Source organism: Halorussus sp. MSC15.2 (assembly GCF_010747475.1).
Taxonomy (GTDB): domain Archaea; phylum Halobacteriota; class Halobacteria; order Halobacteriales; family Haladaptataceae; genus Halorussus.
This window is the reverse complement of record NZ_VSLZ01000001.1, coordinates 1,336,952-1,359,084: the sequence shown is the minus strand read 5'-3', so window position 1 is coordinate 1,359,084 and position 22,133 is coordinate 1,336,952. Positions and strand designations below refer to the sequence as shown.

The window sequence follows — 22,133 nt, the reverse complement described above, 5'->3', positions numbered from 1 at the left end:
CACCGATTCTGATGGACAATCACTAATCCATGTGGCCGTGGGAACACCTCGCCGTCGGCTACCTCTGCTACTCGCTTCTGGTCCACGCGCTCTGTCGTCGCGCGCCGCGGGCGTGGCCGGTCGCGGCGTTAGCGCTCGGCACGCAGTTTCCGGACCTCGTGGACAAGCCGCTGGCGTGGACGCTCGGCGTCCTGCCCTCGGGCCACTCGCTGGCCCACTCGCTGTTCGCGGCGCTGCCGGTCGCGGCGCTCGCGGTCACGGTGGCGGCGGCGTTCGACCGTCGGAGCGTCGGCGCGGCGTTCGCGTTCGGTTACCTCAGCCACCTCCCGGCAGACGCCTTCTTCCCGCTACTCGTCGGGAGCGAACCCAGCTACGGATTCCTGTTCTGGCCAGCGATTCCGGCGTCCGGGACCGAGACGGGCGTGGGGTTCCTCGACATGGTCCGGACGCTGTTCGCGCGGTACGTGACCGAACTGGCCAGCGGCGCGATATCGGCGTACGTCGCGGTCGAACTCGGCCTGCTCGCGTCGGTGGTGGCGCTGTGGCTGTACGACGGCACGCCGCCGCTCCGGTCCGTCTGGTCGCGGGTACGGGTGAGTCGCCCTGCCGAAGAACCGCGCTGACCGGCGGCCGACCTCCGGGACTCGACTGGCCCTTGGTCCACTGTAGCACGCTTACTGCGCTCGAAGCGACGGCGTAGCCCGCCTCAGGCCACCTATAACAATGGTTTCGAGGGACGGACCTACCCGCGTGAACGACGACGAGAGTCCGCCGACGAGACGTGCGTGGCTCCGCGCCGCCGGAGCGACCGTCGTCGCCGGGTCGCTCGCGGGGTGCGGCGAGTTCGCCCCCGATACCACGACCCGAGAGACCACGGCTCGACGCACGGAGACGACCACGGGTGCGACTGCCGAGACGGCGACTCGGACGGAGACCGACCCGACCCAGACCACCAACGACCTCGTCGAGGCGGCCGACTACGGGACGGTCGTGAACGTCGCGGAGGCGGGCGCGGACGCCTCGGGCGGAGAGCCGATAAATCCAATTCTCGAAGAGCACGTCGGCGACGACACCTTGCTCTACTTCCCGTCGGGCCGTTACCGACTCGACGAGTGGCGAGTGACCGGCTACCGGAACCTCGGCATCGTCGGCGAGGACGCCGCGCTCGTCCCGCCGAAGGACGTCAACTACTGGCTGATGTGGGGCGACCTCCGCGAACTCCTGTTCGCGGGGTTCACCATCGACTGTCGCGGCGACAACGTCGCGCCGGTGTCGCACATCTCGGTGAGCGGCGGTACCAACGCCGTGAAGGACGTGACGGTCCGCGGGCACCGACGCGCACCTCGGACGGCCTTCGAGGTCGCCGCCGCGGACCCGAACGCCGACCTCCGGTTCGAGAACCTCTCGCTCCCCGACGGCTCTACCAACGGCCACGCCCTCTACGTGTTCCCCGACAGCGTCGGCCGACTCACCTTTCGGGACTGCCGAATCGAGCACTGGCGCGAGGGACTGTACGCGGCGTACCACTCCGGCCCGCTCCGGGTCCTCGGGGGGTACTACGCCAACAACGGCATCGAGCAGGTCCGGGTCGGCGGCGGGACGAACGGCGCGCTGGTCCGCGGCGTGACCGTGCGCGTGGACAACCCCAAACAGCCCCAGCACAAGCCGAACATGCGCGGTATCTGGGCCGAGGAGGGCGGCAGCGTCCGCATCCGCGACTGCGACATCGCCATCACCGACCTCACCGGCACCTACAGTTCCGGCGGTATCGTCGTCGGCCAGCAGTTCGGCGAGGCCGTCGTGGAGAACACCCGGATTCGGACCGACGCCGACACCCTCGCGGTCAACGTCCGGGACCCCATCGAGAGCATGCAGGGCCAGACCGTCCCGAGTATGGGCGCGCTCCCGAAGCGGACGCGGTTCAGGGCGCGGGGTCTCCGCATCTCCGGCACCGCGAGCGACGGGAGAGCGGTGCGCGCCAACGGCCGCGACGACTGCCAGTTCGAGAACGTCTGCATCCAGCACCCTCGCGGGTCCCGTGACGGCATCTCGGTCACCGACGCCGAGGGCTGTTCGGTCAGTAACTCGACCATCGACGTGAGCGGCGAGGCGGTCGTCAGCGAGTCCGCGACGGTGAAGACCACCGAACTCACCACGGACGGGTCCTGCTGAACGCGAGCGCCGTCCGGCCCAGACGCGCCTCCGAACGTCCCGAACTCCGTCGGCGCTCGGCGCAGTCAATATCTGACCCCGCGAGTACGCTTTTCGTCCTGCGCGATAACGGGTCGGTATGCCTCGCGTCGCACTCATCGCCCACGACGACGAAAAGCCAGTCATCGTGTCGCTCGCCCGGGAGTACGAGTCGCTGCTATCGACCTTCGACCTCGTCGCCACGGGCACGACCGGTGAGCGAATCGCCGACGAAATCGGTCTCGACGTCGAGCGCAAGGAGTCCGGTCCCATCGGCGGCGACACTCAAATCGGTGCGGAGGTGGTCGAGGGCGACATCGACGGTATCGTGTTCCTGCGCGACCCGCTGACCGCGCAGGCCCACGAACCGGACATCACCGCGCTCCTGCGACTCTGCGACGTCCACGACGTGCCGATGGCGACGACCCGCGCCTCCGCGGAGTACCTGCTGGACGGGTTAGCCGCCGAGGTGGAGGAAGCGGCGTGAGACGGAGGTGAGGAATCAAGACGGTGACGTAGTGCTGGAGGCCGGAGAACGACGTTCGTAGAACGAGAGCAAGAAGCTGATTACTGCTTGAGCAACTGAAGACCGCACGGCACGGCGATTGCGCCAGCACGCGACGACCGCAGGGAGGCCAGAAGTCGCGGACCGCTCAGATGTAGCCGAGGTCGCTCAGACGCTCCTCGACCGACCCGTCGTCGGCCGGGCCGTCGCCCCGCGAGTCGTCGCTGCCGAAGGGGACCTCGCCGTAGTCGGCCCGCGCGACCGACTCCGAGAGCAGGTCCTCGGGCACCTCGCCGGTCATCCGGGCGGGCACGTCGAGACCCGCGGCAGCCATCGCTATCGGGGCCACGTCGGTGAGCGAGAGGCGGTCGGGGACGGACCCGGCGCTGGCGTCCTCGAACGCCGGACCCGCGGCGAGGAACACCCCGTCGCGCTTGTGGTCGTGGTCGTTCACCGGCACGAACTCCTGTCCGATGAGGTTCGTGCTGAGGACGTGGTTCATGTCGGCTGGCATGAACAGCACGTCGCAGGCGTACTCCGCGAAGGGACCGTCGTACACCTCCTCGCGCCGTTTGACCCACTCGAAGACGGGGTCGCCGTCGGGCGTGCGGAGGTCCGAGAGCGTCCGAATCAGGTCGTCGCGGACCTGCTCGTACTCCTCGGGCGTGACGACGCCCTCGGGTTCGCGGCCCGCCAGATTCACCCGCGCCCCGAGTTCGATGCTCCGGCAGTAGGCCGTCGATTCGGCCCAATCCACGCCCTCGCTGGCGGCCGACACCGCCTCGTAGGAGAGAACGTTCGAGAGGAACCCCCCCGAGACCCAGCCGCGTCGCCAGCGCGTAGGCGTCGCCCGGGGAGACCCCGACCCGGTCGAGCGTGGCCGTCGCGGCCGAGACGACCTGTCCGGTGACCGACGGACCGCCTCCGGACGCGGCCGCCGACCCGTCGCTGTCCGACGCCGTCCCGGTCAGGGTCGCCTTCTCGGTCATCAGGCTCGGTCCCGACGAGTCGGTGGTGGTCTCGACGAACCCGGCGTTCCGGAGAATCTCGTTGACGTAGACGGTGTAGCCGTCCACCCGACCCATGCCGTGGTCCGAACAGACCACGACGTTGGCGTCGTCCGCGGCCGCTCGCACCCGGCCGAGGACCTCGTCGGCGCGCTCGTACGCCCGGCGGAACGCCTCGCGGTCGTCGAAGTCGTGGAAGACGGTGTCGGTCTTCTGGACCTGCACGACCGCGACCCGCCAGTCGTACTCGGTCAGCAGGTACTCGGCGGCCTCCCCGCGCATCCGAATCAGGTCGAGCGAACTCCCCTCCTTGTCGTCGCAGTCCTCGCTGGTCTCGGCCTCGGAGTAGATTCGGTACTCTTCGCCGATGGCCTCGGAGAGTTCGTCCCGGACGCCCTCGGGATAGCCCGCGTCCTCCTCGTGGGCGAGATACCCCGGGACGAGGACGCCCTCGACGGGTTCGGCGGGGTGCGTGACCGGGACGTTCAGCACGACGACGGGTTCCGATATCGCGGTCAAATAGTTCCAGATGGCCGGTTCCCGGACGTGGTCGCGCGTGACCAGCACGTCGTCGCTTGGGTAGCCGTCGGTGTGGTGGAAGAAGCCGTAGGTGCCGTGATGGCTCGGGTCGGTCCCGGTGTACATCGACGGCCACGCGCTCCCGGTCCACGGCGGGAAGGTCGATTCCAGCGGTGCCTCGACCCCCGATTCGCGCAGCGACGCGAAGTTGGGCAGCGACGACTCGAAGGCGTCGAGGTAGTTGAAGTCCAGCGCATCGAAGCCGAGGACGACGGTGTTGTGGTTGCTCGACATCGGTCTCCCGCGGTCGGGTTCTCCGCGACCGCTCTCGGCCGGAGTATGCGTTCGCGGCGTATTGTTGTCGGGCGCTTAGGCCGACGACACAGAACGGTTAACGAGTCAAGCAGTCTGTGATTTCCGTCCGGACCAACGTCTCATCAGCCGAAGCGTCTGGTTTCGGGTGACGAGTCTCCACTTCCGGCTGTCGAAGTGCGCTCGGGGACCGAGTCCGCTTCGTCGGTCGAGTCGCGCTTCGGCGAACGCCAGCGCTACCGCCGAGTCGTCGGGTTAAGCGACTGCTGTACGCGGTAGCAGGTCCGAACTATCCGCTACCACGGTGCGGGGACCACTCCGAAGTGCCAGAGGGCGAGCGCCAGCAGGACGAGAATCGCCTTGGCGAGTCGGCCGCCGGAGTCGGTCACGACCACGAGTTTGAGACCTTCGAGTTCGCCGAGCGTCGGCACGCTCGCACGCTCGACGCGCAGGCGGAGTTTCGCCCGCACGAGGGTCGGCCGCTCGGACTCGGTGTCGGGGTTCTTGGAGGTCATTGGTCGAGTGACTGGGTTGGTTCCCGCTCGATGGTACCCCGCCCGGCGTGACGCCGCCAGAACGACGAGTCGGTCGGTGGCGGAGCGCCTTCGATAATTAAATTAGAGCGTGGAAGAAAATAAGCCCTTCGCCCGTTGAAACTGTTTATCTAAATTTCTTGTAGACGCTCGACAGCGCGTTGGTGACCCGCGACCCCTTCTCCATGGTGTAGTACGACCGGAGTCGCGGGCCGAACTTGGCCTTGTAGCCGCAGAGTCGCTGCTCGTTCGCGCCCACGAGGTCGTAGTTCTCGACGCCGCGGTCCATCGCGTCGGTCATGACCGCCCAGTCCACGAGGTCGTTGACCGGCAGGTCGCGGTCGTGTTTCGCGCCGCCCTGCCACCGATAGGCGGTGTCGCCCGACTCCAGCACGACCATCCCGCCGGCGACCTCGCCGTCGATTTCGCAGGCGTAGGGCCTGACCGTCCCCTCCGGTAGCTTCTCGTAGAGGTCCGTCACGAACGCCGGGGTCACCCCGTAGCTCTCGCCCTGTTCGTCGTGGCGGTCCCGGACCTGCGAGATGATGGTCCGAATCTCGTCGCGACCGCCCTCGTACACCCGGTAGTCGCCCTCGGTCCGGATGTTGTTCCGGGCGTCGCTGGAGAACGACATCAGCACGTCCTCCTCGCCGGGGGTGAGGTCCACCGAGTAGGTGTGGCGCACGTCGATGTCGAAGTCCCGCCACTCGAAGGGCCGCACGTCGCGATACGACGGTGCGGTCCGCACGTTGACGTACTTAGGACCGAGTTCCCGTTCCACCCAGTCGAGACACCCCTCCACGAACCGCCGGTTGCGGCGCTCGCGCTTGCGGCGCTTGAGCTTTCGGTGGTTCAGGAGCGCCGGGCCGAGATACGAGACCCAGAGGCTCGGTGCCGGGGAGAACGCCGTCGTCATCCCGCCCTTCCGGGTCTCGAAGACGGGGAGCAGTCCCACCGGTTCCTGCCCCTTGTAGCCGACGAGCGGGTGGACCCGGGCGTCCGCGTGGTCGGCCTGCGTCGAGAGCGACCCCCGGTAGTGGAAGACGCTCGCTTGAGGCGACCGCTCCACGAGGTCGTCCCAATCGTGGTGGTCCAACTCCGTTGCTCGTCCGATGCTGATGCCGTCGTTGTCGATGATTGTCACGCTCATGCTCTGCGTTATTCGAGGTAACCGAGGTCCGCGAGTCGCGCCTCCACGTCCCCGTCGTCAGTCGTAACCTGTCCGCCCGCGTCGAACGCGGGGTACGATTCCGTGCCGACCGCCCCGACCGCCGGGAGGACCGACCCGTCCATGCGCTCGGCCGCCGGAACTCCCATCGTCGCCAGAATCGTCGGGGCCACGTCGAAGAGGTGCGCGTCCGAGAGGTCCGCGCTGGGATTCACACCGTCCCCCGAAATCGCCACGATGCCGTCGCGCTTGTGGTTGTAGGGTTCGCTCGGCGGGGCGAACTGGCCGTCGCCGACCCTGGTCGAGAGGAACTCGTCGTAGTCGCGCGGGACCGTGACCACGTCCGGAGCCTCCTCGACGTAGGGACCCGAGAAGACCTCCTCGCGCCGGGCGACTCGCTCGAAGACCGGTTCGCCCTCGGGCGTCTCGACGTCGGAGAGCAGGTCCACGAGGTCCTCGCGGAGGCGGTCGTACTCCGCCTCGGAGACGACGCCGTCGGGTTCGCGACCCGCCAGATTCACCCGGACGCCGAGTTCGATTCGGTCCCGCATGTAGGCCTGCGAGTCCGGGAAATCGACCTGCTCGGACCCGGCGCGGGCCACGTCTGCCGGGACGCGCTCGGCCACGAAGTCGGCCAGACCAACCGCGTCGAGGGCGGCGTGGATGCGCTGACTGGTGAGTCCGACTCCGGCGAGTCCCGCCACGACGCGTTCGAGCGGGGTCGGGTCGTCGTCCGCCACGGTCTTCCCCGCCTCGCCGTCCTGCAACTGGTTGTCGGCGATGGTGGACCACGTGGGCATCCCCTCGCCCTCGGTGGTGGTCTCTACGAGACCCCGCTCGCGGAGTAACTCGTTTGGCCGGAACTCGTGGCCGGTGTACTCGCCCATGCCGTGGTCGCTGGCGACGACGACGGTGTCGGGGTCGCACTCCTCCAGAATCGACCCCAACTGCCGGTCCACCGCCTCGTAGACGGCCCGGACCTTGCCGTGGTCGCCCGGGAACTCGTGGAAGACGGTGTCGGTCTGCTGGAACTGGACGAAACCGAACTCTGGGTCGAAGCGGTCGGCGAGGTGGCGGAACGCTCGGCCCCGCATCCGCACGAGGCGCTCGTACCACTCCACCGCCTCCCGACCGTCCGCGTCTCGAGGCGCGTACACCCGGTACTCGCCGATTTCGTCGCGGAGTTCGTCGAGCAGTCCCTCGGGGTGGCAGTCGGGGTCCTCCGGTGCGGTGTAGCCCGGTACCACCGCGCCGTCGATTTCGCGCGGCGGATGCGTGACCGGCGCGTTGACCACGACGCTGGACTTGTCGTGACCGTCGAGGAGTTCCCAGAGGGTTCGCTCCCGGACGTGCGTCGCGTTCACCACGTCCCAGTCGTAGCCGTCGAAGGTGAGGAACCCGAACACCCCGTGCTTGCCCGGGTTGACGCCGGTGTACAGCGAGGGCCACGCGCTCGGAGTCCACGGCGGAATCTGGGACTCCAGCGGCCCGGCCGCGCCGGTCTCGAACAGCGACTCCAAGTGCGGCACCGCACCGGCCTCGAAGAGCGGGTCGAGGACCGACCGACACCCCGCGTCTATCCCGACGAGGAGAGTCTGCAAACTCGTCTGCGGGCGGTCAGCCATGTACCGTCCATCACCGTTCGTTCGGCCTTTGTTATGGTCCGTCTGTCAGGCGTGAGATACCACCTATCGGCGGAAATACCGGGTTAAGCCGCCGTTACTCGCTCGAAACGGTCGGTTTCGGTGTGACCGTCCCGACCGTTCCACCGGCAGCCATAACACTTAAATCAGTAATGCAGCATTGAACGGAAGTCGGAACCTTTAAGAATAGATAGTGTCGCATTGAGAATTACATGGCACGCGACGAGACGGCACGCGAACGCGGTTCGGAAGACTCACTCCTCGACCGACGGTCGTACCTCAAGTTGGCGGGTGCGGCGGCGGCGTCGGTCGCGGCGGCAGGCGCATCGAGCAGGTCCGTGGGGGCGGCGTCCTACGACACCATCGAGGTCTCGGCCGGAGAGACCAAGGTCATCAACGTGGACGCGGGCGAGACGTTCGAGAACAAACTCATCGACATCACGGCAGACGGCGCGCACGTGAAACTGATGACGAACGGTAGCGGGTGGACCGTCCGCAACGTCGGCGTGAAAGGCCAGAACGACAGCAAGAGCAACACCTACGCCACGTTCTACCTCCGGTGCACCGACGAGGGCGAGGCGCTGGCCGAGAACATCTACATGGGCGACGGCGCGGTGGACCGCTGCGGACACGCCGCGGTGTCCGACTGGGCCAACGCCGGAACGGTCACCATCCGGAACATCCACGTGGCCGGATGGTCGGCCGACGGGATGTACATGTCCCACGCGGGCAACACGGTCAAGCAGACCATGGGCGTCACGCAGATAGAGAACGCCTACCTCAAGAACAACAACATCGAGAACTGTCGGCTCGGCACGCCCGGCAGTTACATCAAAGACAGCGTCATCCACGTCGAGAGTCAGGACGCGGTGACCTCGAACGAGTCGGGACAGGTCAACGCCCGCGGTCTCTGGTTCAAGGAGCAGTCCGGCCTGAAGGCCGTCAACTGCGACATCTCGGTCACGGGGTCTCACGCCGTGTTCGCCAGCGACGGCGGGTCGGGCACGCTGGAGAACTGCAGAGTCGAAGGGCCGGTCACCGGGTCGGTCGAGCAGGTGAACGTCTCGGGGAGTCCCGACGTCTCGGCCCCCGACAGCGTCCCGATGTCGGCCGAGGAGGCCGCCTCCGGCCAGATAGACTCCTCGTCGAACACCTCGTCGTCCACGGACACGACCTCCTCCACGAAGGACGACGGACAGCAGTCCGGCGACGGGCAGGGCACGCTGCTCGAACTCGTCCCGGACGACAGCGCCGCCAGCGTCACGTACGAGTTCACCGTCGAGGGGAGCGTCCGCAAGCGCACCTCCGGGACGGGCCACACCGCCGAGGGCGGCGACAGCGTGACGGACAACGGCGACGGCACGGTGACCGTCTCCGGCGTCGCGGGCAACGGGTACGGCGACGCCTTCTTCGTGGACGGAGCCATCACGTCGATGAATCTCGACGAAAGCGTCTGGACGCTCAAGCACGGCGGTAGCGAGGTCGGCGTGGACGACCTGACGCTCCCGAACAAACTGGTCATCGACGGCGGCAACCGACCGCGCTCGTCGGCCGATTACACCTTCGAGGTCAGCGGCGCGGTCCGCAAGGACACCGCCCTCGGGTCGGTCCAGCAGAGCGACAGCGTCTCGGACGGGACGATAACGGGCGCGGTGTTCGGCGGCAAAGACGGCTACCGGTTCTCCGGCGAGATAACCGGCTTCAGCCTCGACGGTCCGGCGAACGTCCGCGTCGAGGACGGGTCCTGAGACGAGGCGGTCGGTCCCCACTGACGCGTTCCCGAACTCGTTCCGGTCGCCGACTGCTCGGCGAGTCGAGACGGGAGGCCCCTCCGCTATCGGCGTCGCCCTCTCTGCGGTCCCCGTCCTCCGGGACTCTCCCTTCGCCCTCCCCAACTCTCTCCCCCTCCTTTTTCTCCGCGACTCCACTCCCCTACGAGACCACCTCGACTTCCGTTCCGAGCGACCGTCGCGTTTGCGTGACGGTAACTGAGTCGAGTGTCCCGTCGAACAGGGGGCGTACATGTCTACGCAATCACTGTTGCACACTGTTCCGTCGGTAATCGACCGCTGAAAGACGAGATTACCGGACGGAGTGTACGGAGTTCAACTTATACTCGTGGAGCGCTTTCCGGTAAACGGGCCGCGAGAGGGATTCGCTGCCGACCGACACTGCACAAGAGTATTACTTAAATTGATAACCAGACATTGAACCCAAGTCGGTACCTTTTTCAGGTGGTAATCACGCATTGAACATTGCATGGCACGCGACGCGACGGCACGCAACTCCGAATCCGAGTCTTCCCCTCTCGACCGACGTTCGGTTCCCAACGTGGCAGGTGCAGTCCCGGCGACGCCCGCCGGGGCGCGACCGACGATTCCGGGGAGGGCGTCCGACGAGACGACTACGGTCTCCGCCGGGGAGAGACACCGCGTATCGGCCGAGACCTCGTTCGCCGACCGTCCCGCCAGCGGAACGGAGGGTCACGATGGCTCCTAAGAACGCGCAGGACACCGGCGAGCGCTGGCGCGAAGCGCCCCGCGACCCCGAGCCGTCGGACCTCGGCTACGAGATGGACGACTGGGAGGTCATCCGCGCCCGGAAGGACGACCGAGGTCACCTGATGTTCCTCCCCGAAGAAGAGGACATGCTCCGCGAGGAGGCGTTCATCGTCGCCGACTCCCGTTCGGTCTGCGACGTGATGGACCGCATCTAACACGCGTCTCGTTCGACCGCGTCTGGCGTACGTTCCGTCCGACCGCCCTCGTTTCCGTCCCAGTTCGACTGCTTCTCCCCTTCGGCGTCTATCGACTCGCGTCCTCGACCAGACCTCTGGCTTCCGCGAACAGTTCGTCGGTCCGCGCTTCGCTTCTTGCTTCCGCCGTCACTCGGACCAGCGGTTGGGTCCCGCTGGCCCGCACGAGGAACCACCCATCGTCGGTCCCGACGCGCACGCCGTCGAGTGTCGTCACGTCGTCGTACGCCGCGAAGGCACGCTCGCGGACGCGCTCGACGACCGCCTCCTTCCGGTCGGTCTCGACGTTCCCGCGTCGGAGCGGGTAGCGCTCGACTTCGCCCACGAGCGCGTCGAGCGACCCCCGGCGCGAGACCAGACCCGCGAGCCGACACGCCGCCAGCGGACCGTCGGGGCAGAGAGTCTCGTCGGGCCATATCCACGCGCCGCTCGGTTCGCCGCCGAAGGCGACCCCGGGGTCGGTCGCGCGCTCGGCCACGTAGACGTCGCCCACGCGCGTCCGCGAGACCGACACGCCCTGCGTTTCGAGCAGGTCGGCGACGGTCAGACTCGTGTCCACCGGGACCGCCACCTCGTCGCCGGGGTTGGCGGCCTCGCGGGCGAACAGCGCGAGCAGGAGGTCGCCCGACACGAACTCGCCGCGCTCGGTGACCGCCCGCATCCGGTCGGCGTCGCCGTCGTGGGCGATGCCGAGGTCGGCGTCGAACCCTCTCGGTGCATCACCGCCCGTCCCCGAGGCGGTTCCCGCCCCGCCCGCCACGAACGACGAGAGCGCCCGGCAGTTCTCGGCGGTGGGTTCGCTCGGCCGCGCCGGGAACGAACCGTCGGGCCGCTCGTTGAGCGTCACCACGTCGTGACCCAGTCGCCGGAGCGCCTCGGCCGTGACCTGTCCGACGCCGTTGCCCACGTCCACGACGATAGAGAGGTCGCCCGACGCGGCCCCGCGGACTACTTCGGCCGCGTGACGTTCCGCGGCGTCGTCCCGCTCGGTGACACCGCCCAGTTCGTCCCACGACCGGAGGTCGAAGTCGTCTTCGCGCACGCGCGAGGCGATGGTCTCGCGTTGGCGCTCGTCGAACGCCTGCCCGGAGGGGTTCCAGAGCTTCAGTCCGTTGTCCGGGGCTGGGTTGTGGCTCGCGGTCACCATCAGGCCCGCGTCGGCGTCGAACCAGCCGACGCTCCGGGCCACGGTGGGGGTCGCGGCCTCGCCGAGGCGGACGGCGTCCGCGCCGCACTCCCGGAGACCGGAGACGGCCGCGTCCGCGAGCATCCGGCCGCTCTCGCGGGCGTCCCTGCCTACGACGACGCGGTCGTAGCCCTCACTGGCGAGCGCGCGCCCGACCGCCAGCGCGAGGTCGCAGGTCACTTCGTCGCCGACTCGTCCGCGGATACCGCTAGTTCCGAACATATCAGTTGCCCTCTCCGTTCGCGTGATGCAGTTCTGGCGGCGTGCCGACAGTGCCGCCGCGCCTGTACGACAGGAAGTGGACGACCGCCGACACGCCGAACACGACGAGAATGAGCGTCGCCAACAGGAGTCCCGGAATCGCGCCGAAGAGCGGAACCTCGAGCCACACCGCCGCGACGAGGACGGAACTGGCCGCGACCAGCGCGAGGTAGTATCGGTCCCACGGGAACTCCTCGCGGGAGACGTCGCCTAGATAGATGTCGAGGTCGGCCGCCCGGTCGCCCAGACGGACGATACCCGCGTCGCGGTCGTACTCCACGATGTTCGCCTCGTCGAGTTTCGGGAGGTGGGTCTGGTAGAGCGAGATGTACACGCGCTTGCGCTGGTCGGTCGATAGCGCCGCGGGCGTCGTCTCGTTCTCCCACGCCGCGACCTGCTCGGTCAGGTCGGAGAGTTCGGACTCGCCGCCCTCCCGACGGAGGTAGTACAGCGCGTATCGACGTCGTGGACTCTTCAGGACCTCGAAGACCTCGTCCTGAGAGAGTTCGTCAGCGCGAGACATGCTCCCGTCGGTATCGGCAGGTCGTCGGAGGCGATACACGTTCAGAGCCACCGGGTTGGGAGGATGTCCGCAGGTAAGACCGCCGCATACCCTTGAAATTGGCACGTTGGCACTTTGTTACCCAGTTGCTGTCGGGGGGTAACGTCACGGTACGGTCGCTCGGACCGCCGGTACGACCCAGTTGTCCGCGTCGGTGTCGGGACACGGGGTGCCTGTCGTTCGCGGCCGAAACCGGCGAGGCGCGAGACCGGATTCCCCCGACGGTGGCCGGATAGGCCGCGGATACTCGGTCTCAAGGTGCCATATAACAAAGAGGTCAGCAGGTCATTGAGTCGATAACGCCCGGCCCGCCGTCCGGCGATACGGCCGGGCAGAGCGACTGACCTACTATGATTCCGCTACCGACTACGAGCGTTCGAACGGTTCCCCGTTCACGCGCGGAGGTGAGTACACCGTGACCGAAGCCGACACCCGGTCCGAGACCGACGGTCGAATCGACCCCCGACTCGGCGACGACTGCCACGTCTCCCCGGCCGCCACGGTCGGCCACCGCCACCGCGACGGCGCGTCGCCGCCGGTCGTGGGCGACCGCGCCACGATTCGTTCTGGGAGCATCGTCTACGCCGACGTGGAGATAGGCGACGACTTCACGACCGGCCACGACGTCCTCGTGCGCGAGGATACCCGAATCGGCGACGACGTGGTGGTCGGCACCGACACGGTAATCGACGGGACGACGACCATCGGGTCGCACGTCAGCCTCCAGACGGGCGTCTACGTGCCGACCGACACCACCATCGGGAGCGAGGTGTTCGTCGGTCCCCGCGCGGTCCTGACCAACGACCCCTACCCGATTCGGAAGGACGTGGAGTTGGAAGGCCCGACTCTCGAAGACCACGTTTCGGTCGGCGCGAACGCCACGCTCCTCCCCGGCGTCACCGTCGGCGAGGGGTCGTTCGTCGCGGCCGGAGCGGTCGTGACCGAGGACGTCCCGCCCGAGACGCTGGCGATGGGCGCGCCCGCTGAGCATCGCTCGCTGCCCGAGGCCCTCGACGGGGGGAACGACATCGCATGACCGACGTTCCCATCGCCGCCCCCGAGATGGGCGAGCGCGAAATCGAGCGCGTCCGCGAGGTCATGGCGTCGGGGCGAATCGCCGACGGTCCCGAAGTGCGGGCGTTCGAGGACGAGTTCGCGGCGTTCTGCGAGACCGACTACGCCGTCGCCACGAGCAACGGCACCACCGCGCTCCACGCCGCCCTCGAAGCGGTCGGCGTCGGCGAGGGCGACAAGGTGGTGACCACGCCGTTCTCGTTCGTGGCCAGCGCCAACGCGATTCGACTCGCGGGCGCGGAACCCGTGTTCGCCGACATCGACCCCGACACCTTCAACCTCGACCCGACCGCGGTCGAGGAGGCGATTCGGCGCGAGTACGACGTGGCCGCCGTCGTGCCGGTCCACCTCTACGGACTCCCCGCGGAGATGGACCGCCTGCTCGACGTGGCCGACGAGTACGACCTCGCGGTGGTCGAGGACGCCGCACAGGCCCACGGCGCGGCGTTCGACGGGCGGACCGTCGGGTCGTTCGGCGACGCGGCCTGCTTCTCGATGTACCCGACCAAGAACATGACCACGGGAGAGGGCGGGATGATAACCACCGACCGCGAGGACGTGGCCGAACGCGCCGCGAGTTTCGTCAACCACGGTCGGCCGCCCTCGGGTGGCTACGAACACGTCCGGGTCGGGCACAACTTCCGGATGACCTCGATGGCGGCCGCCATCGGCCGGGTCCAGTTGGACCGCCTGCCCGACTTCAACGAGGCCCGGCGGTCGAACGCCGCCGCCCTCACCGACGCGCTGGCCGACGCCGACGTGGTGACGCCGACCGAACCCGACGACCGCCGCCACGTCTACCACCAGTACACGATTCGGACCGACGACAGGGACGGACTCGCCGACCACCTCGCCGACGAGGGCGTCGGCACGGGCGTCTACTACCCGACGCCCATCCACGAGCAACCGGCCTACGACGGCGTGAGCCACACCGCCCCGGTCGCGGAGCGAACCGCCGAGCAGGCGCTCTCCCTGCCGGTCCACCCGAACGTCTCCGAAGACGACCTCCGAACTATCACCGCCGCTATCCAAGAGTATGAACGTTGAACGCAACCCGACGAACGCCGCGGTCGTGGGCGTCGGAAACATGGGCCGCCACCACGCGCGAGTGTACAGCGAACTGCCGAACGTGAATCTGGTCGGCGTCTTCGACGTGGACGACGAGCAGGCCCGGGAAGTCGCCGAGGACCACGGCACGCGCGCGATGGACATGGACGCGCTCCTCGACGCCGCCGACGTGGCCTCCATCGCTGTCCCGACCCAGTTCCACGCCGACATCGCGAGCGACTGCATCGACCACGGCGTGGACGTGCTAGTCGAGAAACCGTTCGTGGACGACCCCGCGGTCGGCCGCCAACTGATAGAGCGCGCCGACGACGCTGGCGTGACGATACAGGTCGGCCACATCGAGCGGTTCAACCCCGCGATTCGGGCGCTGGCCGACATCGTGGCCGACCTCGACGTCATCGCGGTCGAAGCCCACCGACTCGGACCGCCGCCGGAGGACCGAGGGGTGGACGAGAGCGCGGTGCTGGACCTGATGATTCACGACGTGGACGTGGTGCTGGCGATGCTCGGGGAGGCCCCCGAAAACGTCACCGCGAACGGGGTCAAGAACAACCAGTACGCCACCGCGTCCCTCGAGTTCGGCGACGGGACCGTCGCCTCGCTCACCGCGAGCAGGGTGACCCAACAGCGGGTCCGCAAACTCTCGATAACCGCCGAGAGCTGTCGGGTGAACGTCGATTACATCGACCGGTCGGTCGAGATTCACCGCCACTCGCTGCCCGAGTACATCGAGGACAACGGCGACGTGCGCTACCGCCACGAGAGCATCGTGGAGCGCCCGACCGTCGAGACGGGCGAACCGCTCAAGAACCAACTGGAGTCGTTCGTCGCCGCGGCCACCTCGGACGCCGACCCGGTGGTCTCGGGCGAGGACGGCCTGCGCGTCCTCGAAGTGGTGCGGCGCATCGACGACATCGCGGCCGACGAGCGACGGCCCGCGGAGGTGAGCGCCCGGTGAGCCTGCAGGAGGTCGTCCACCTGTACGACAGCGACCTGCCCGAGTCCGACCAGCGCGAGGCGTTCCGCTCCGGGCGGGTCCCGGTCGCGGTGTACGGTCTCGGCAAGATGGGACTCCCCCTCGCCGCGGTGTACGCCGACGTGTCGGGCAACGTCGTCGGCGCAGACGTGGACCCCGAGGTGGTCGAGACCGTCAACGACGGAGCGTGCCACGTCAAGCGCGAACCCGGCCTGCCCGAACTGGTCGCCGAAACGGTCCGAGAGGGCGCGTTCGAGGCCACCGACGACCCCGCGGAAGCGGCGGACCGCGCGGCGCTGCACGTCGTCATCGTGCCGACGCCCATCACAGACGACCACGAGGCCGACCTCTCCATCCTGCAGTCGGTGGCCGAAGACGTCGGGTCGGGACTCGACCCCGGCGACCTCGTCGTCGTGGAGTGTACGGTACCGCCCCGGACCTGCGAGGACCTTCTCGAACCGATGCTCGCCGAGGCGGCGGGCCACGACGAGTTCGGTCTCGCGTTCTGCCCGGAGCGGACCGCCAGCGGGCGGGCGCTCGAAGACATCCGCGGCGCGTACCCGAAGGTGGTCGGCGGCGCGGACGACGAGAGCACCCGAGTCGCGGCGTTGGTCTACGGCGAAATCACGGACAACGACGTGCTCGCGGTCTCGGACGCCACGACCGCGGAGGCCGTCAAGGTGTTCGAGGGTCTCTACCGGGACGTGAACATCGCGCTGGCCAACGAGTTGGCGACGCTGACCGACGAACTGGGCATCGACGTGAACGAGGCCATCGAGACGGCCAACACCCAACCGTTCTGCGAGATTCACACGCCCGGTCCCGGCGTCGGGGGTCACTGCATCCCCTACTACCCCTACTTCGTCATCAACGGGTTCGACACCGAGGCCAGACTGCTGGAGACCGCCCGCGAGGTCAACGACTCGATGCCACGGTTCACGGTCGAGACGCTGACCCGCGAACTCGACGCCGAGGGCGTCTCGCCGGAGGACGCCACGGTCGGGGTACTGGGGTTGACCTACCGGCCCGGCGTCGAGGAGACCCGCGCCACGCCCGCCGGTCCAATCGCCGAGCGACTCGCGGACCTCGGCGCGGAGGTCGTCGCGGTGGACCCCATGCTGGACGACGCCGAGGGGTTCGCCGCCGAAATGATATCGCAGGATGAGATTTACGACCGCGGACTCGACGCGGTCGTGCTCGTGACGCCCCACGAGGAGTTCGACGACATCTCGTGGGGTCGGTTCGACCCGCTGGTGGTCGTGGACGGCCGCCAGACGCTCGAACTCGACGGGACCGACCACCGAGTGTACACAATCGGGAGCGGAGAATCAATGGAAACGAACTCGAACGCGACGGACGGACGTATCGACGCGGCCGACCGCGAGGAGGGCCGACGATGAAGGTTCTGACCGTGGTCGGCGCGAGACCCCAGTTCGTCAAGGCCGCCGCGGTGTCCCGCGAACTCCGCCGGAGTCACGAGGAGGTGCTGGTCCACACGGGCCAACACTACGACGAGGAGATGTCGGACGTGTTCTTCGACGAGTTGGGCATCCCGGAACCCGACGACAACCTCGGCGTGGGGTCGGACAGCCACGGCGCGCAGACCGCCGAGATGATAGTCGGTCTCGAAGAGCGAATCGAGACCGAGGACCCAGACGCGGTGCTGGTCTACGGTGACACTAACTCCACGCTGGCGGCGGCGGTAGCGGCGTCGAAGATGGACACCGACCTCGCCCACGTCGAGGCCGGACTCCGGAGCTACAACCGCGAGATGCCCGAGGAGGTCAATCGGGTGCTGACCGACCACGCCGCCGACTTCCTGTTCGCGCCCTCCCGGCGCGCGGTCGAGAACCTCCGCGAGGAGTCGGTCCCGGGCGCGGTCCACGACACCGGCGACGTGATGTACGACGCCGTCCTCTGGGCGCGCGACCGGGCCGAGGAACACTCGACGGTGCTGGAGGACCTCGGCGTGGAGGCGGGCGAGTACGTGCTGGCGACGGTCCACCGCGCGGGCAACACCGACGACCCCGAGAAACTCGCGGCCATCCTCGACGCGCTGGCCGAGGACCCCCGGGAGGTCGTCCTGCCCGCACATCCCCGCACGGTAAACCGTATGCGGGAATACGAACTCTACGAGGACGCCCGGGAGCGACTGACCCTGACCGACCCGGCGGGCTACCTCGACTTCGTGCGCCTGCAGGACTGCGCCGACGCGGTGGCGACCGACTCCGGCGGCGTCCAGAAGGAAGCGTTCTTCCTCGACACGCCCTGCGTGACGATGCGCGAGGAGACCGAGTGGCTCGAGACGGTCGAAGCCGGGTGGAACGCGCTGGTCGGCGCGGACCCGGAGCGCATCCGCCGCGCGCTGGCGAACGCCGACCCGCCGTCCGAGAAGCCCCGACCTTACGGCGACGGCGACGCCGCGGCCCGAATCACTACCCTGTTGGACGATGCCTAACCCCGACGATTCGGGCGCGGACCCGCGACGGACCGGACCGGAAGACGACCCTCACGTCGCCGGCGTCCCGTCGGCGGTCGCCGACGCCGAGTTCGCGCTGCTGCTGACTCACGACGTGGACCGACCGTACAAGACGGTCCAGTCGGTGTACCACGCCGTCGAACACCGCGACCCCCGCCAACTGACTGGACTGCTGCCCGGCGAGAACCCGTGGTGGCAGTTCGAGGAAATCACGGACCTCGAAGCGTCGCTGGGCGTCCGCTCGGCGTTCTACTTCCTGCGCGAGCAGCACGTCCTCGAACGCTCGCCGAGCGACTGGCTGGACCCCTTCTACTGGGTCGAGCATCTGGGTCGGTACGACATCGAGACGCCCGAGATGCTCGCCCTGCTCGACCGCCTCCGGGACGGCGGGTGGGAGGTCGGTCTCCACGGTTCCTACGACTCGTACGACGACAGGGACCGCCTTCGGATGGAGAAGACCGGACTGGAGGCCGCGCTCGGCGAAGAGGTTGTCGGGGGTCGCCAGCACCACCTCAATCGCGGGCCGGAGACGTGGGACCACCACCGCGCGCTCGGCCTGCGGTACGACGCCAGCCTCGGGTCGAGCGAGGAGTACGGGTTCGACCACGGCTACCTGCCGCTCCGGCCGTTCGACGACGAGTTCGTGGTGTTCCCGCTGACCGTCATGGAGTGCGCGCTTCCGGACCCCGGCGAAGACTTCGCGGCGGCGTGGTCCGAGTGCGAGCGACTGCTGGCGGAGGCCGCCGACGAGGGCGCGGTGATGTCGGCGCTGTGGCACCCTCGACTGTTCAATCAGACCGACTTCCCGGGGTATCGGCGTCTCTACCGGCGCCTCGTCGAGCGAGCGCTGGAGATGGGCGCGTGGGTCGGCCCGCCCGCCGACTACTACGACCGGATGGCCCACCCCGTGGACGGCGAGGCGCGAACCGCGGCCGAAGCGGTCGGGACCGACGACTCGGAAACCCAGAGAGCGGAGACGGACGACCCGAGTACCGCCGCGACCGGCCGCGCCGAAAACCGCCACAGGGGACGCCTACACACCGAACAGGTGGACGATAACAAAGTGAAAAGCGGTGCTAACACGGAGTCAACAGGATGAGAGTCGAGCAACTCGAACTGTCGGAGTGGGAGTCTGCGCTGCCGAGTGACGGATTCGAAGTGTTTCACCGACCGGAGGCGCTGGAGGTGGTCGCGCGCCACACCGACGCCGAGATGAAACTGTTCGGCGGGTTCAAGGGCCAACAGCCCATCGCGCTCCTGCCGGTGTTCGTCCAGCGGAAGTCGGTGGGGACCGCGGTCACGTCGCCGCCGCCGAGCATGGGCATCCCGCGCCTCGGGCCGATTCTGATGCCGACGAGTCCGAAGCGCCGCAAGCAGGAGAAGGTCAACAACGAGTTCACCGAGAAAGTGCTCCAGCAGGTCGGCACCGACCTCGGTCTGGACCGGCGACTCGCCGAGGCCGGCGTGGAGTCGCCGATGGCCGAGACGGTTCTGGACCGACTCGACGTGGACTCGCGACTGACGCTCTTCCGGATGGAGTGCAACGCGGCCTACGGCGACCCCCGGCCGTACGCGTGGGGGAACCTGCAGGTCGAACCGAACTTCACCTACTTCCTCGACGTGGCCGACCGGAGCGCCGACGACGTGCGCAAGTCGTTCTCCAAGAGCCTCCGCCGGGAGATTCGGGACGCCGAGGAACTCGACGTGACCGTCCAGACCGAAGGAGTGGAGGGCGCACGCGACGTGTTCGAGGCGACGAAGGCGCGCTACGCCGAGCAGGACGAACCGTTCGCGCTGACGTGGCCGTACGTCCGGGACCTGTTCGAGGCGCTGGCGGAGAACGACCGGGCGCGGGCTTACGTCGCCCGCGACGGCGACGGCGAGTACCTCTCGGGCATCACCGCGCTCTACTCGAACGACCACGCCTACTTCTGGCAGGGCGGCGCGAAGTGCATCTACGAGGGGACCGCGGTCAACAGCCTCATCCACTGGCGACTGGTCGAGGACCTCATCGAGGACCCGCCGGTCGAGTCGGTGACCCAGTACGACCTGATGGGCGCGAACACCGAGCGCCTCTGCCGGTACAAGGCCAAGTTCGGCGCGGACCTCGTGCCCTACTACGTCGTGGAGTCGGAGGGCGCGGCGATGGACGTCGCGAAGCGGGCATACAAACTCGTCCAGTGAGCGTCTGACCCGCCCGGCGCGCGAACCGCAGTAGCGACGAACGCGCCTCGTTTTTAGAGTACTTAACCGACCGTCCGTCGAGTCTATCCTCCGTGACCGCCCGTTGAACCGCTGAAACGGGCGAATTACAAAGGCCGACCCGAGTCAAGTAGCCGAGAAGTGGTTCCTCTCGGACCACGGAGAACCAATGAACGTGCTGAGCGTTACCGCGAACGTCCCCGGATTCTACCGGCGGGAGACGGACGCGCTGGCGGAGTTAGGTGTCGAACGAACGACGCTCGAAGTGCCCGGCGACCCCGAAACCGGCCGGTCGATTCGGGACTACCTCCGAGTCGTCCCGGAGGTGCTGGCCGAGTCCGGGCGCGACTACGACCTCGTCCACGCCAACTACGGCCTGACCGCCCCGGCCGCGCTCGCCCAGTCTCGGCTCCCGGTCGTCCTCTCGCTGTGGGGGTCGGACCTGCTCGGTACGTTCGGGTGGCTCTCGCGGACCTGCGCCCGGCGCGCCGACGAGGTGGTCGTGATGTCCGAGGAGATGGCGGACGAACTCGACCGGGAGACCCACGTCGTCGCCCACGGGGTGAACCTCGACCAGTTCCGGCCCGCGCCGAAGGCCGAGGCCCGCGCCGCGGTCGGGTGGAGCGACGACGCTCGCCACGTCCTGTTTCCCTACGCGCCCGACCGGGAGGTCAAGGACTTCCCGCGGGCCGGACGCGTGGTGGAGGCGGCCCGCGAGCGAGTCGATGCCCCCGTGGAACTCCACTCGCTCGGCGACGCGGACCACGACCGGATGCCCGACTACATGAACGCCGCCGACGCGCTATTGCTGACCTCTCGCTGGGAGGGCTTGCCGAACTCGGTCAAGGAGGCGCTGTGCTGTAACCTGCCGGTGGTCGCGACCGACGTGGGCGACGTGCGCGAGCGCCTGCGCGGCGTCTCACCGTCGTTCGTCGGCGACTCCGACGCGAGACTCGCCGCGGCGCTGGCCGACGTGCTCGCCGACCCCCGGCGGTCGAACGGCCGGGAGTCGGTCGCGGACCTGCGCGTCGAGCGGACGGCGGCGCGACTCGCGGCGGTCTACGAGCGCGCGCTCGGCCGGAACTCCGCGAGTCGGCGAGTAGCGGGAACCGCCGCGAGTCGCGGGACGGAGGAGACGGTACTCGACGCTCGTGCGGTGCAGACTGTCGAATCTCCGCCGTATCAGAAAGAGGAGGGCTGACGCGACTCGGCTACGCCATCTCGTCGACTTCGACCGCCGCGTCGGACTTGAGCCACGCGTCGGTGTTCTCGGTGTCGTAGACCACCATCTCGCCCGCGCCGTCGCTGACGGCGGCGTATCGCTCCGTCTCGAACGCGTCTTCGTCGCGGTTGTTGTCGGTATCGTATTTCTCGGTCATTGGGTGTCCCCCGCTTCTGTTCCGTAAGCGGGTTTCTATGGGTAACTTACCGCCGCGAGTTAATAAGGGTTAGCTAACTCTCAGGTAACCGGGCGACGGCAACCGACTCGGAGGCACGCCGGGGTACCCCGAGGCGGACTGAGTTCGGTTCTCGACGGCCTATCTACTCGCGCAAGCGGCGACCGTCTCGAAGTTCCGCTCTCCGTTCGCGCCCGTCGAATCCCCGTCAGTGACGGGTTTTTCACCGCCTACGGCGGCTCAGGCGGCCCATAACAAAGCCCCGACGCGGGGAGTTCTGGAAGTAGCTACGCGTC

21 protein-coding genes are annotated in these 22,133 nt (G+C 68.1%); 14 read left to right on the top strand and 7 right to left on the bottom strand.

Features of this window, described 5'->3' with window-relative positions:
- The first annotated feature begins 29 nt into the window (after positions 1-29).
- The 3 genes from FXF75_RS07045 to FXF75_RS07035 all read left to right on the top strand — a co-directional run bounded on the left by FXF75_RS07045 (position 30) and on the right by FXF75_RS07035 (position 2,677).
- The gene (locus tag FXF75_RS07045; RefSeq protein WP_163520989.1) at positions 30-623 is read left to right on the top strand and encodes a metal-dependent hydrolase; all 594 of its coding nucleotides are present in this window, start codon (positions 30-32) and stop codon (positions 621-623) included.
- 127 nt (positions 624-750) lie between these two features.
- On the top strand, positions 751-2,172 hold the full coding sequence (locus FXF75_RS07040; RefSeq protein ID WP_163520987.1) for a hypothetical protein: 1,422 nt from the start codon (positions 751-753) through the stop codon (positions 2,170-2,172).
- A 118-nt stretch (positions 2,173-2,290) separates the two neighbouring features.
- Entirely contained in the window at positions 2,291-2,677 is a 387-nt protein-coding gene (locus tag FXF75_RS07035; RefSeq protein WP_163520986.1) for a methylglyoxal synthase, read from the top strand.
- 80 nt (positions 2,678-2,757) lie between these two features.
- Here FXF75_RS07035 and FXF75_RS23460 read toward each other — a convergent pair whose 3' ends face one another.
- The 4 genes from FXF75_RS23460 to FXF75_RS07015 form a co-directional block, all read right to left on the bottom strand.
- The gene (locus FXF75_RS23460; RefSeq protein WP_205427228.1) at positions 2,758-4,515 is read right to left on the bottom strand and encodes an alkaline phosphatase family protein; all 1,758 of its coding nucleotides are present in this window, start codon (positions 4,513-4,515) and stop codon (positions 2,758-2,760) included.
- Positions 4,516-4,829: 314 nt separating this feature from the next.
- Complete coding sequence (locus FXF75_RS07025) at positions 4,830-5,048, bottom strand: hypothetical protein (protein ID WP_163520984.1); 219 nt, start codon at positions 5,046-5,048, stop codon at positions 4,830-4,832.
- Positions 5,049-5,193: 145 nt separating this feature from the next.
- Positions 5,194-6,216 carry a GNAT family N-acetyltransferase gene (locus tag FXF75_RS07020; RefSeq protein ID WP_163520982.1) on the bottom strand — a complete coding sequence of 341 codons (1,023 nt, stop codon included), beginning with the start codon at positions 6,214-6,216 and terminating at the stop codon, positions 5,194-5,196.
- Positions 6,217-6,224: 8 nt separating this feature from the next.
- Positions 6,225-7,859: an alkaline phosphatase family protein gene (locus tag FXF75_RS07015; protein WP_163520981.1), complete on the bottom strand. Its 1,635-nt coding sequence runs from the start codon at positions 7,857-7,859 to the stop codon at positions 6,225-6,227.
- A gap of 230 nt (positions 7,860-8,089) precedes the next feature.
- On the opposite strand from FXF75_RS07015, the gene FXF75_RS07010 reads away from it, so the two are divergent.
- The 3 genes from FXF75_RS07010 to FXF75_RS07000 all read left to right on the top strand — a co-directional run bounded on the left by FXF75_RS07010 (position 8,090) and on the right by FXF75_RS07000 (position 10,593).
- Positions 8,090-9,625 carry a right-handed parallel beta-helix repeat-containing protein gene (locus FXF75_RS07010; protein WP_163520979.1) on the top strand — a complete coding sequence of 512 codons (1,536 nt, stop codon included), beginning with the start codon at positions 8,090-8,092 and terminating at the stop codon, positions 9,623-9,625.
- 583 nt (positions 9,626-10,208) lie between these two features.
- Positions 10,209-10,376, top strand: coding sequence for a hypothetical protein (locus tag FXF75_RS07005; RefSeq protein ID WP_163520977.1), 168 nt, complete (start codon positions 10,209-10,211; stop codon positions 10,374-10,376).
- A complete protein-coding gene (locus FXF75_RS07000; protein ID WP_163520976.1) occupies positions 10,366-10,593 on the top strand; it encodes a hypothetical protein in 228 nt (75 codons plus the stop codon). Before FXF75_RS07005 ends, FXF75_RS07000 begins: the two co-directional genes overlap by 11 nt.
- 88 nt (positions 10,594-10,681) lie before the next feature.
- On the opposite strand, the gene glmM is transcribed toward FXF75_RS07000, so the two are convergent.
- Positions 10,682-12,040: a phosphoglucosamine mutase gene (gene glmM / locus FXF75_RS06995; protein WP_163520974.1), complete on the bottom strand. Its 1,359-nt coding sequence runs from the start codon at positions 12,038-12,040 to the stop codon at positions 10,682-10,684.
- Position 12,041: 1 nt separating this feature from the next.
- The gene (locus FXF75_RS06990; protein ID WP_163520973.1) at positions 12,042-12,602 is read right to left on the bottom strand and encodes a hypothetical protein; all 561 of its coding nucleotides are present in this window, start codon (positions 12,600-12,602) and stop codon (positions 12,042-12,044) included.
- Between the two features lie 493 nt (positions 12,603-13,095).
- On the opposite strand from FXF75_RS06990, the gene FXF75_RS06985 reads away from it, so the two are divergent.
- The 8 genes from FXF75_RS06985 (at position 13,096) to FXF75_RS06950 (ending at position 21,641) form a co-directional block, all read left to right on the top strand.
- Complete coding sequence (locus FXF75_RS06985) at positions 13,096-13,677, top strand: acyltransferase (protein WP_163521149.1); 582 nt, start codon at positions 13,096-13,098, stop codon at positions 13,675-13,677.
- Complete coding sequence (locus FXF75_RS06980) at positions 13,674-14,762, top strand: DegT/DnrJ/EryC1/StrS aminotransferase family protein (RefSeq protein ID WP_163520971.1); 1,089 nt, start codon at positions 13,674-13,676, stop codon at positions 14,760-14,762. Before FXF75_RS06985 ends, FXF75_RS06980 begins: the two co-directional genes overlap by 4 nt.
- Positions 14,752-15,741: a Gfo/Idh/MocA family protein gene (locus tag FXF75_RS06975; protein WP_163520969.1), complete on the top strand. Its 990-nt coding sequence runs from the start codon at positions 14,752-14,754 to the stop codon at positions 15,739-15,741. Before FXF75_RS06980 ends, FXF75_RS06975 begins: the two co-directional genes overlap by 11 nt.
- A complete protein-coding gene (locus FXF75_RS06970) occupies positions 15,738-17,159 on the top strand; it encodes a nucleotide sugar dehydrogenase (RefSeq protein WP_163520968.1) in 1,422 nt (473 codons plus the stop codon). The genes FXF75_RS06975 and FXF75_RS06970 overlap by 4 nt, the downstream gene beginning before the upstream one ends.
- Positions 17,156-18,217 (top strand): non-hydrolyzing UDP-N-acetylglucosamine 2-epimerase, encoded by a 1,062-nt coding sequence (gene wecB / locus FXF75_RS06965; RefSeq protein ID WP_163520966.1) that lies wholly within the window; start codon positions 17,156-17,158, stop codon positions 18,215-18,217. Before FXF75_RS06970 ends, wecB begins: the two co-directional genes overlap by 4 nt.
- Positions 18,210-19,337, top strand: a complete 1,128-nt coding sequence (locus FXF75_RS06960; RefSeq protein ID WP_309221764.1) for a polysaccharide deacetylase family protein — start codon at positions 18,210-18,212, stop codon at positions 19,335-19,337. The genes wecB and FXF75_RS06960 overlap by 8 nt, the downstream gene beginning before the upstream one ends.
- A complete protein-coding gene (locus FXF75_RS06955; RefSeq protein ID WP_163520965.1) occupies positions 19,334-20,422 on the top strand; it encodes a GNAT family N-acetyltransferase in 1,089 nt (362 codons plus the stop codon). The genes FXF75_RS06960 and FXF75_RS06955 overlap by 4 nt, the downstream gene beginning before the upstream one ends.
- A 187-nt stretch (positions 20,423-20,609) precedes the next feature.
- Entirely contained in the window at positions 20,610-21,641 is a 1,032-nt protein-coding gene (locus FXF75_RS06950) for a glycosyltransferase family 4 protein (protein ID WP_163520963.1), read from the top strand.
- Between the two features lie 10 nt (positions 21,642-21,651).
- On the opposite strand, the gene FXF75_RS22030 is transcribed toward FXF75_RS06950, so the two are convergent.
- Positions 21,652-21,819, bottom strand: a complete 168-nt coding sequence (locus tag FXF75_RS22030; RefSeq protein WP_205427226.1) for a hypothetical protein — start codon at positions 21,817-21,819, stop codon at positions 21,652-21,654.
- Between the last annotated feature and the right edge of the window lie 314 nt (positions 21,820-22,133).

Coding starts and splice junctions, on each gene's coding strand:
- FXF75_RS07045 (WP_163520989.1), top strand. CDS start 30: ATGTGGCCGTGGGAACACCTCGCCGTCGGCTACCTCTGCTACTCGCTT.
- FXF75_RS07035 (WP_163520986.1), top strand. CDS start 2,291: ATGCCTCGCGTCGCACTCATCGCCCACGACGACGAAAAGCCAGTCATC.
- FXF75_RS23460 (WP_205427228.1), bottom strand. CDS start 4,515: ATGTCGAGCAACCACAACACCGTCGTCCTCGGCTTCGATGCGCTGGAC.
- FXF75_RS07025 (WP_163520984.1), bottom strand. CDS start 5,048: ATGACCTCCAAGAACCCCGACACCGAGTCCGAGCGGCCGACCCTCGTG.
- FXF75_RS07020 (WP_163520982.1), bottom strand. CDS start 6,216: ATGAGCGTGACAATCATCGACAACGACGGCATCAGCATCGGACGAGCA.
- FXF75_RS07015 (WP_163520981.1), bottom strand. CDS start 7,859: ATGGCTGACCGCCCGCAGACGAGTTTGCAGACTCTCCTCGTCGGGATA.
- FXF75_RS07010 (WP_163520979.1), top strand. CDS start 8,090: ATGGCACGCGACGAGACGGCACGCGAACGCGGTTCGGAAGACTCACTC.
- FXF75_RS07000 (WP_163520976.1), top strand. CDS start 10,366: ATGGCTCCTAAGAACGCGCAGGACACCGGCGAGCGCTGGCGCGAAGCG.
- glmM (WP_163520974.1), bottom strand. CDS start 12,040: ATGTTCGGAACTAGCGGTATCCGCGGACGAGTCGGCGACGAAGTGACC.
- FXF75_RS06990 (WP_163520973.1), bottom strand. CDS start 12,602: ATGTCTCGCGCTGACGAACTCTCTCAGGACGAGGTCTTCGAGGTCCTG.
- FXF75_RS06980 (WP_163520971.1), top strand. CDS start 13,674: ATGACCGACGTTCCCATCGCCGCCCCCGAGATGGGCGAGCGCGAAATC.
- FXF75_RS06975 (WP_163520969.1), top strand. CDS start 14,752: ATGAACGTTGAACGCAACCCGACGAACGCCGCGGTCGTGGGCGTCGGA.
- wecB (WP_163520966.1), top strand. CDS start 17,156: ATGAAGGTTCTGACCGTGGTCGGCGCGAGACCCCAGTTCGTCAAGGCC.
- FXF75_RS06960 (WP_309221764.1), top strand. CDS start 18,210: ATGCCTAACCCCGACGATTCGGGCGCGGACCCGCGACGGACCGGACCG.
- FXF75_RS06955 (WP_163520965.1), top strand. CDS start 19,334: ATGAGAGTCGAGCAACTCGAACTGTCGGAGTGGGAGTCTGCGCTGCCG.
- FXF75_RS06950 (WP_163520963.1), top strand. CDS start 20,610: ATGAACGTGCTGAGCGTTACCGCGAACGTCCCCGGATTCTACCGGCGG.
- FXF75_RS22030 (WP_205427226.1), bottom strand. CDS start 21,819: ATGACCGAGAAATACGATACCGACAACAACCGCGACGAAGACGCGTTC.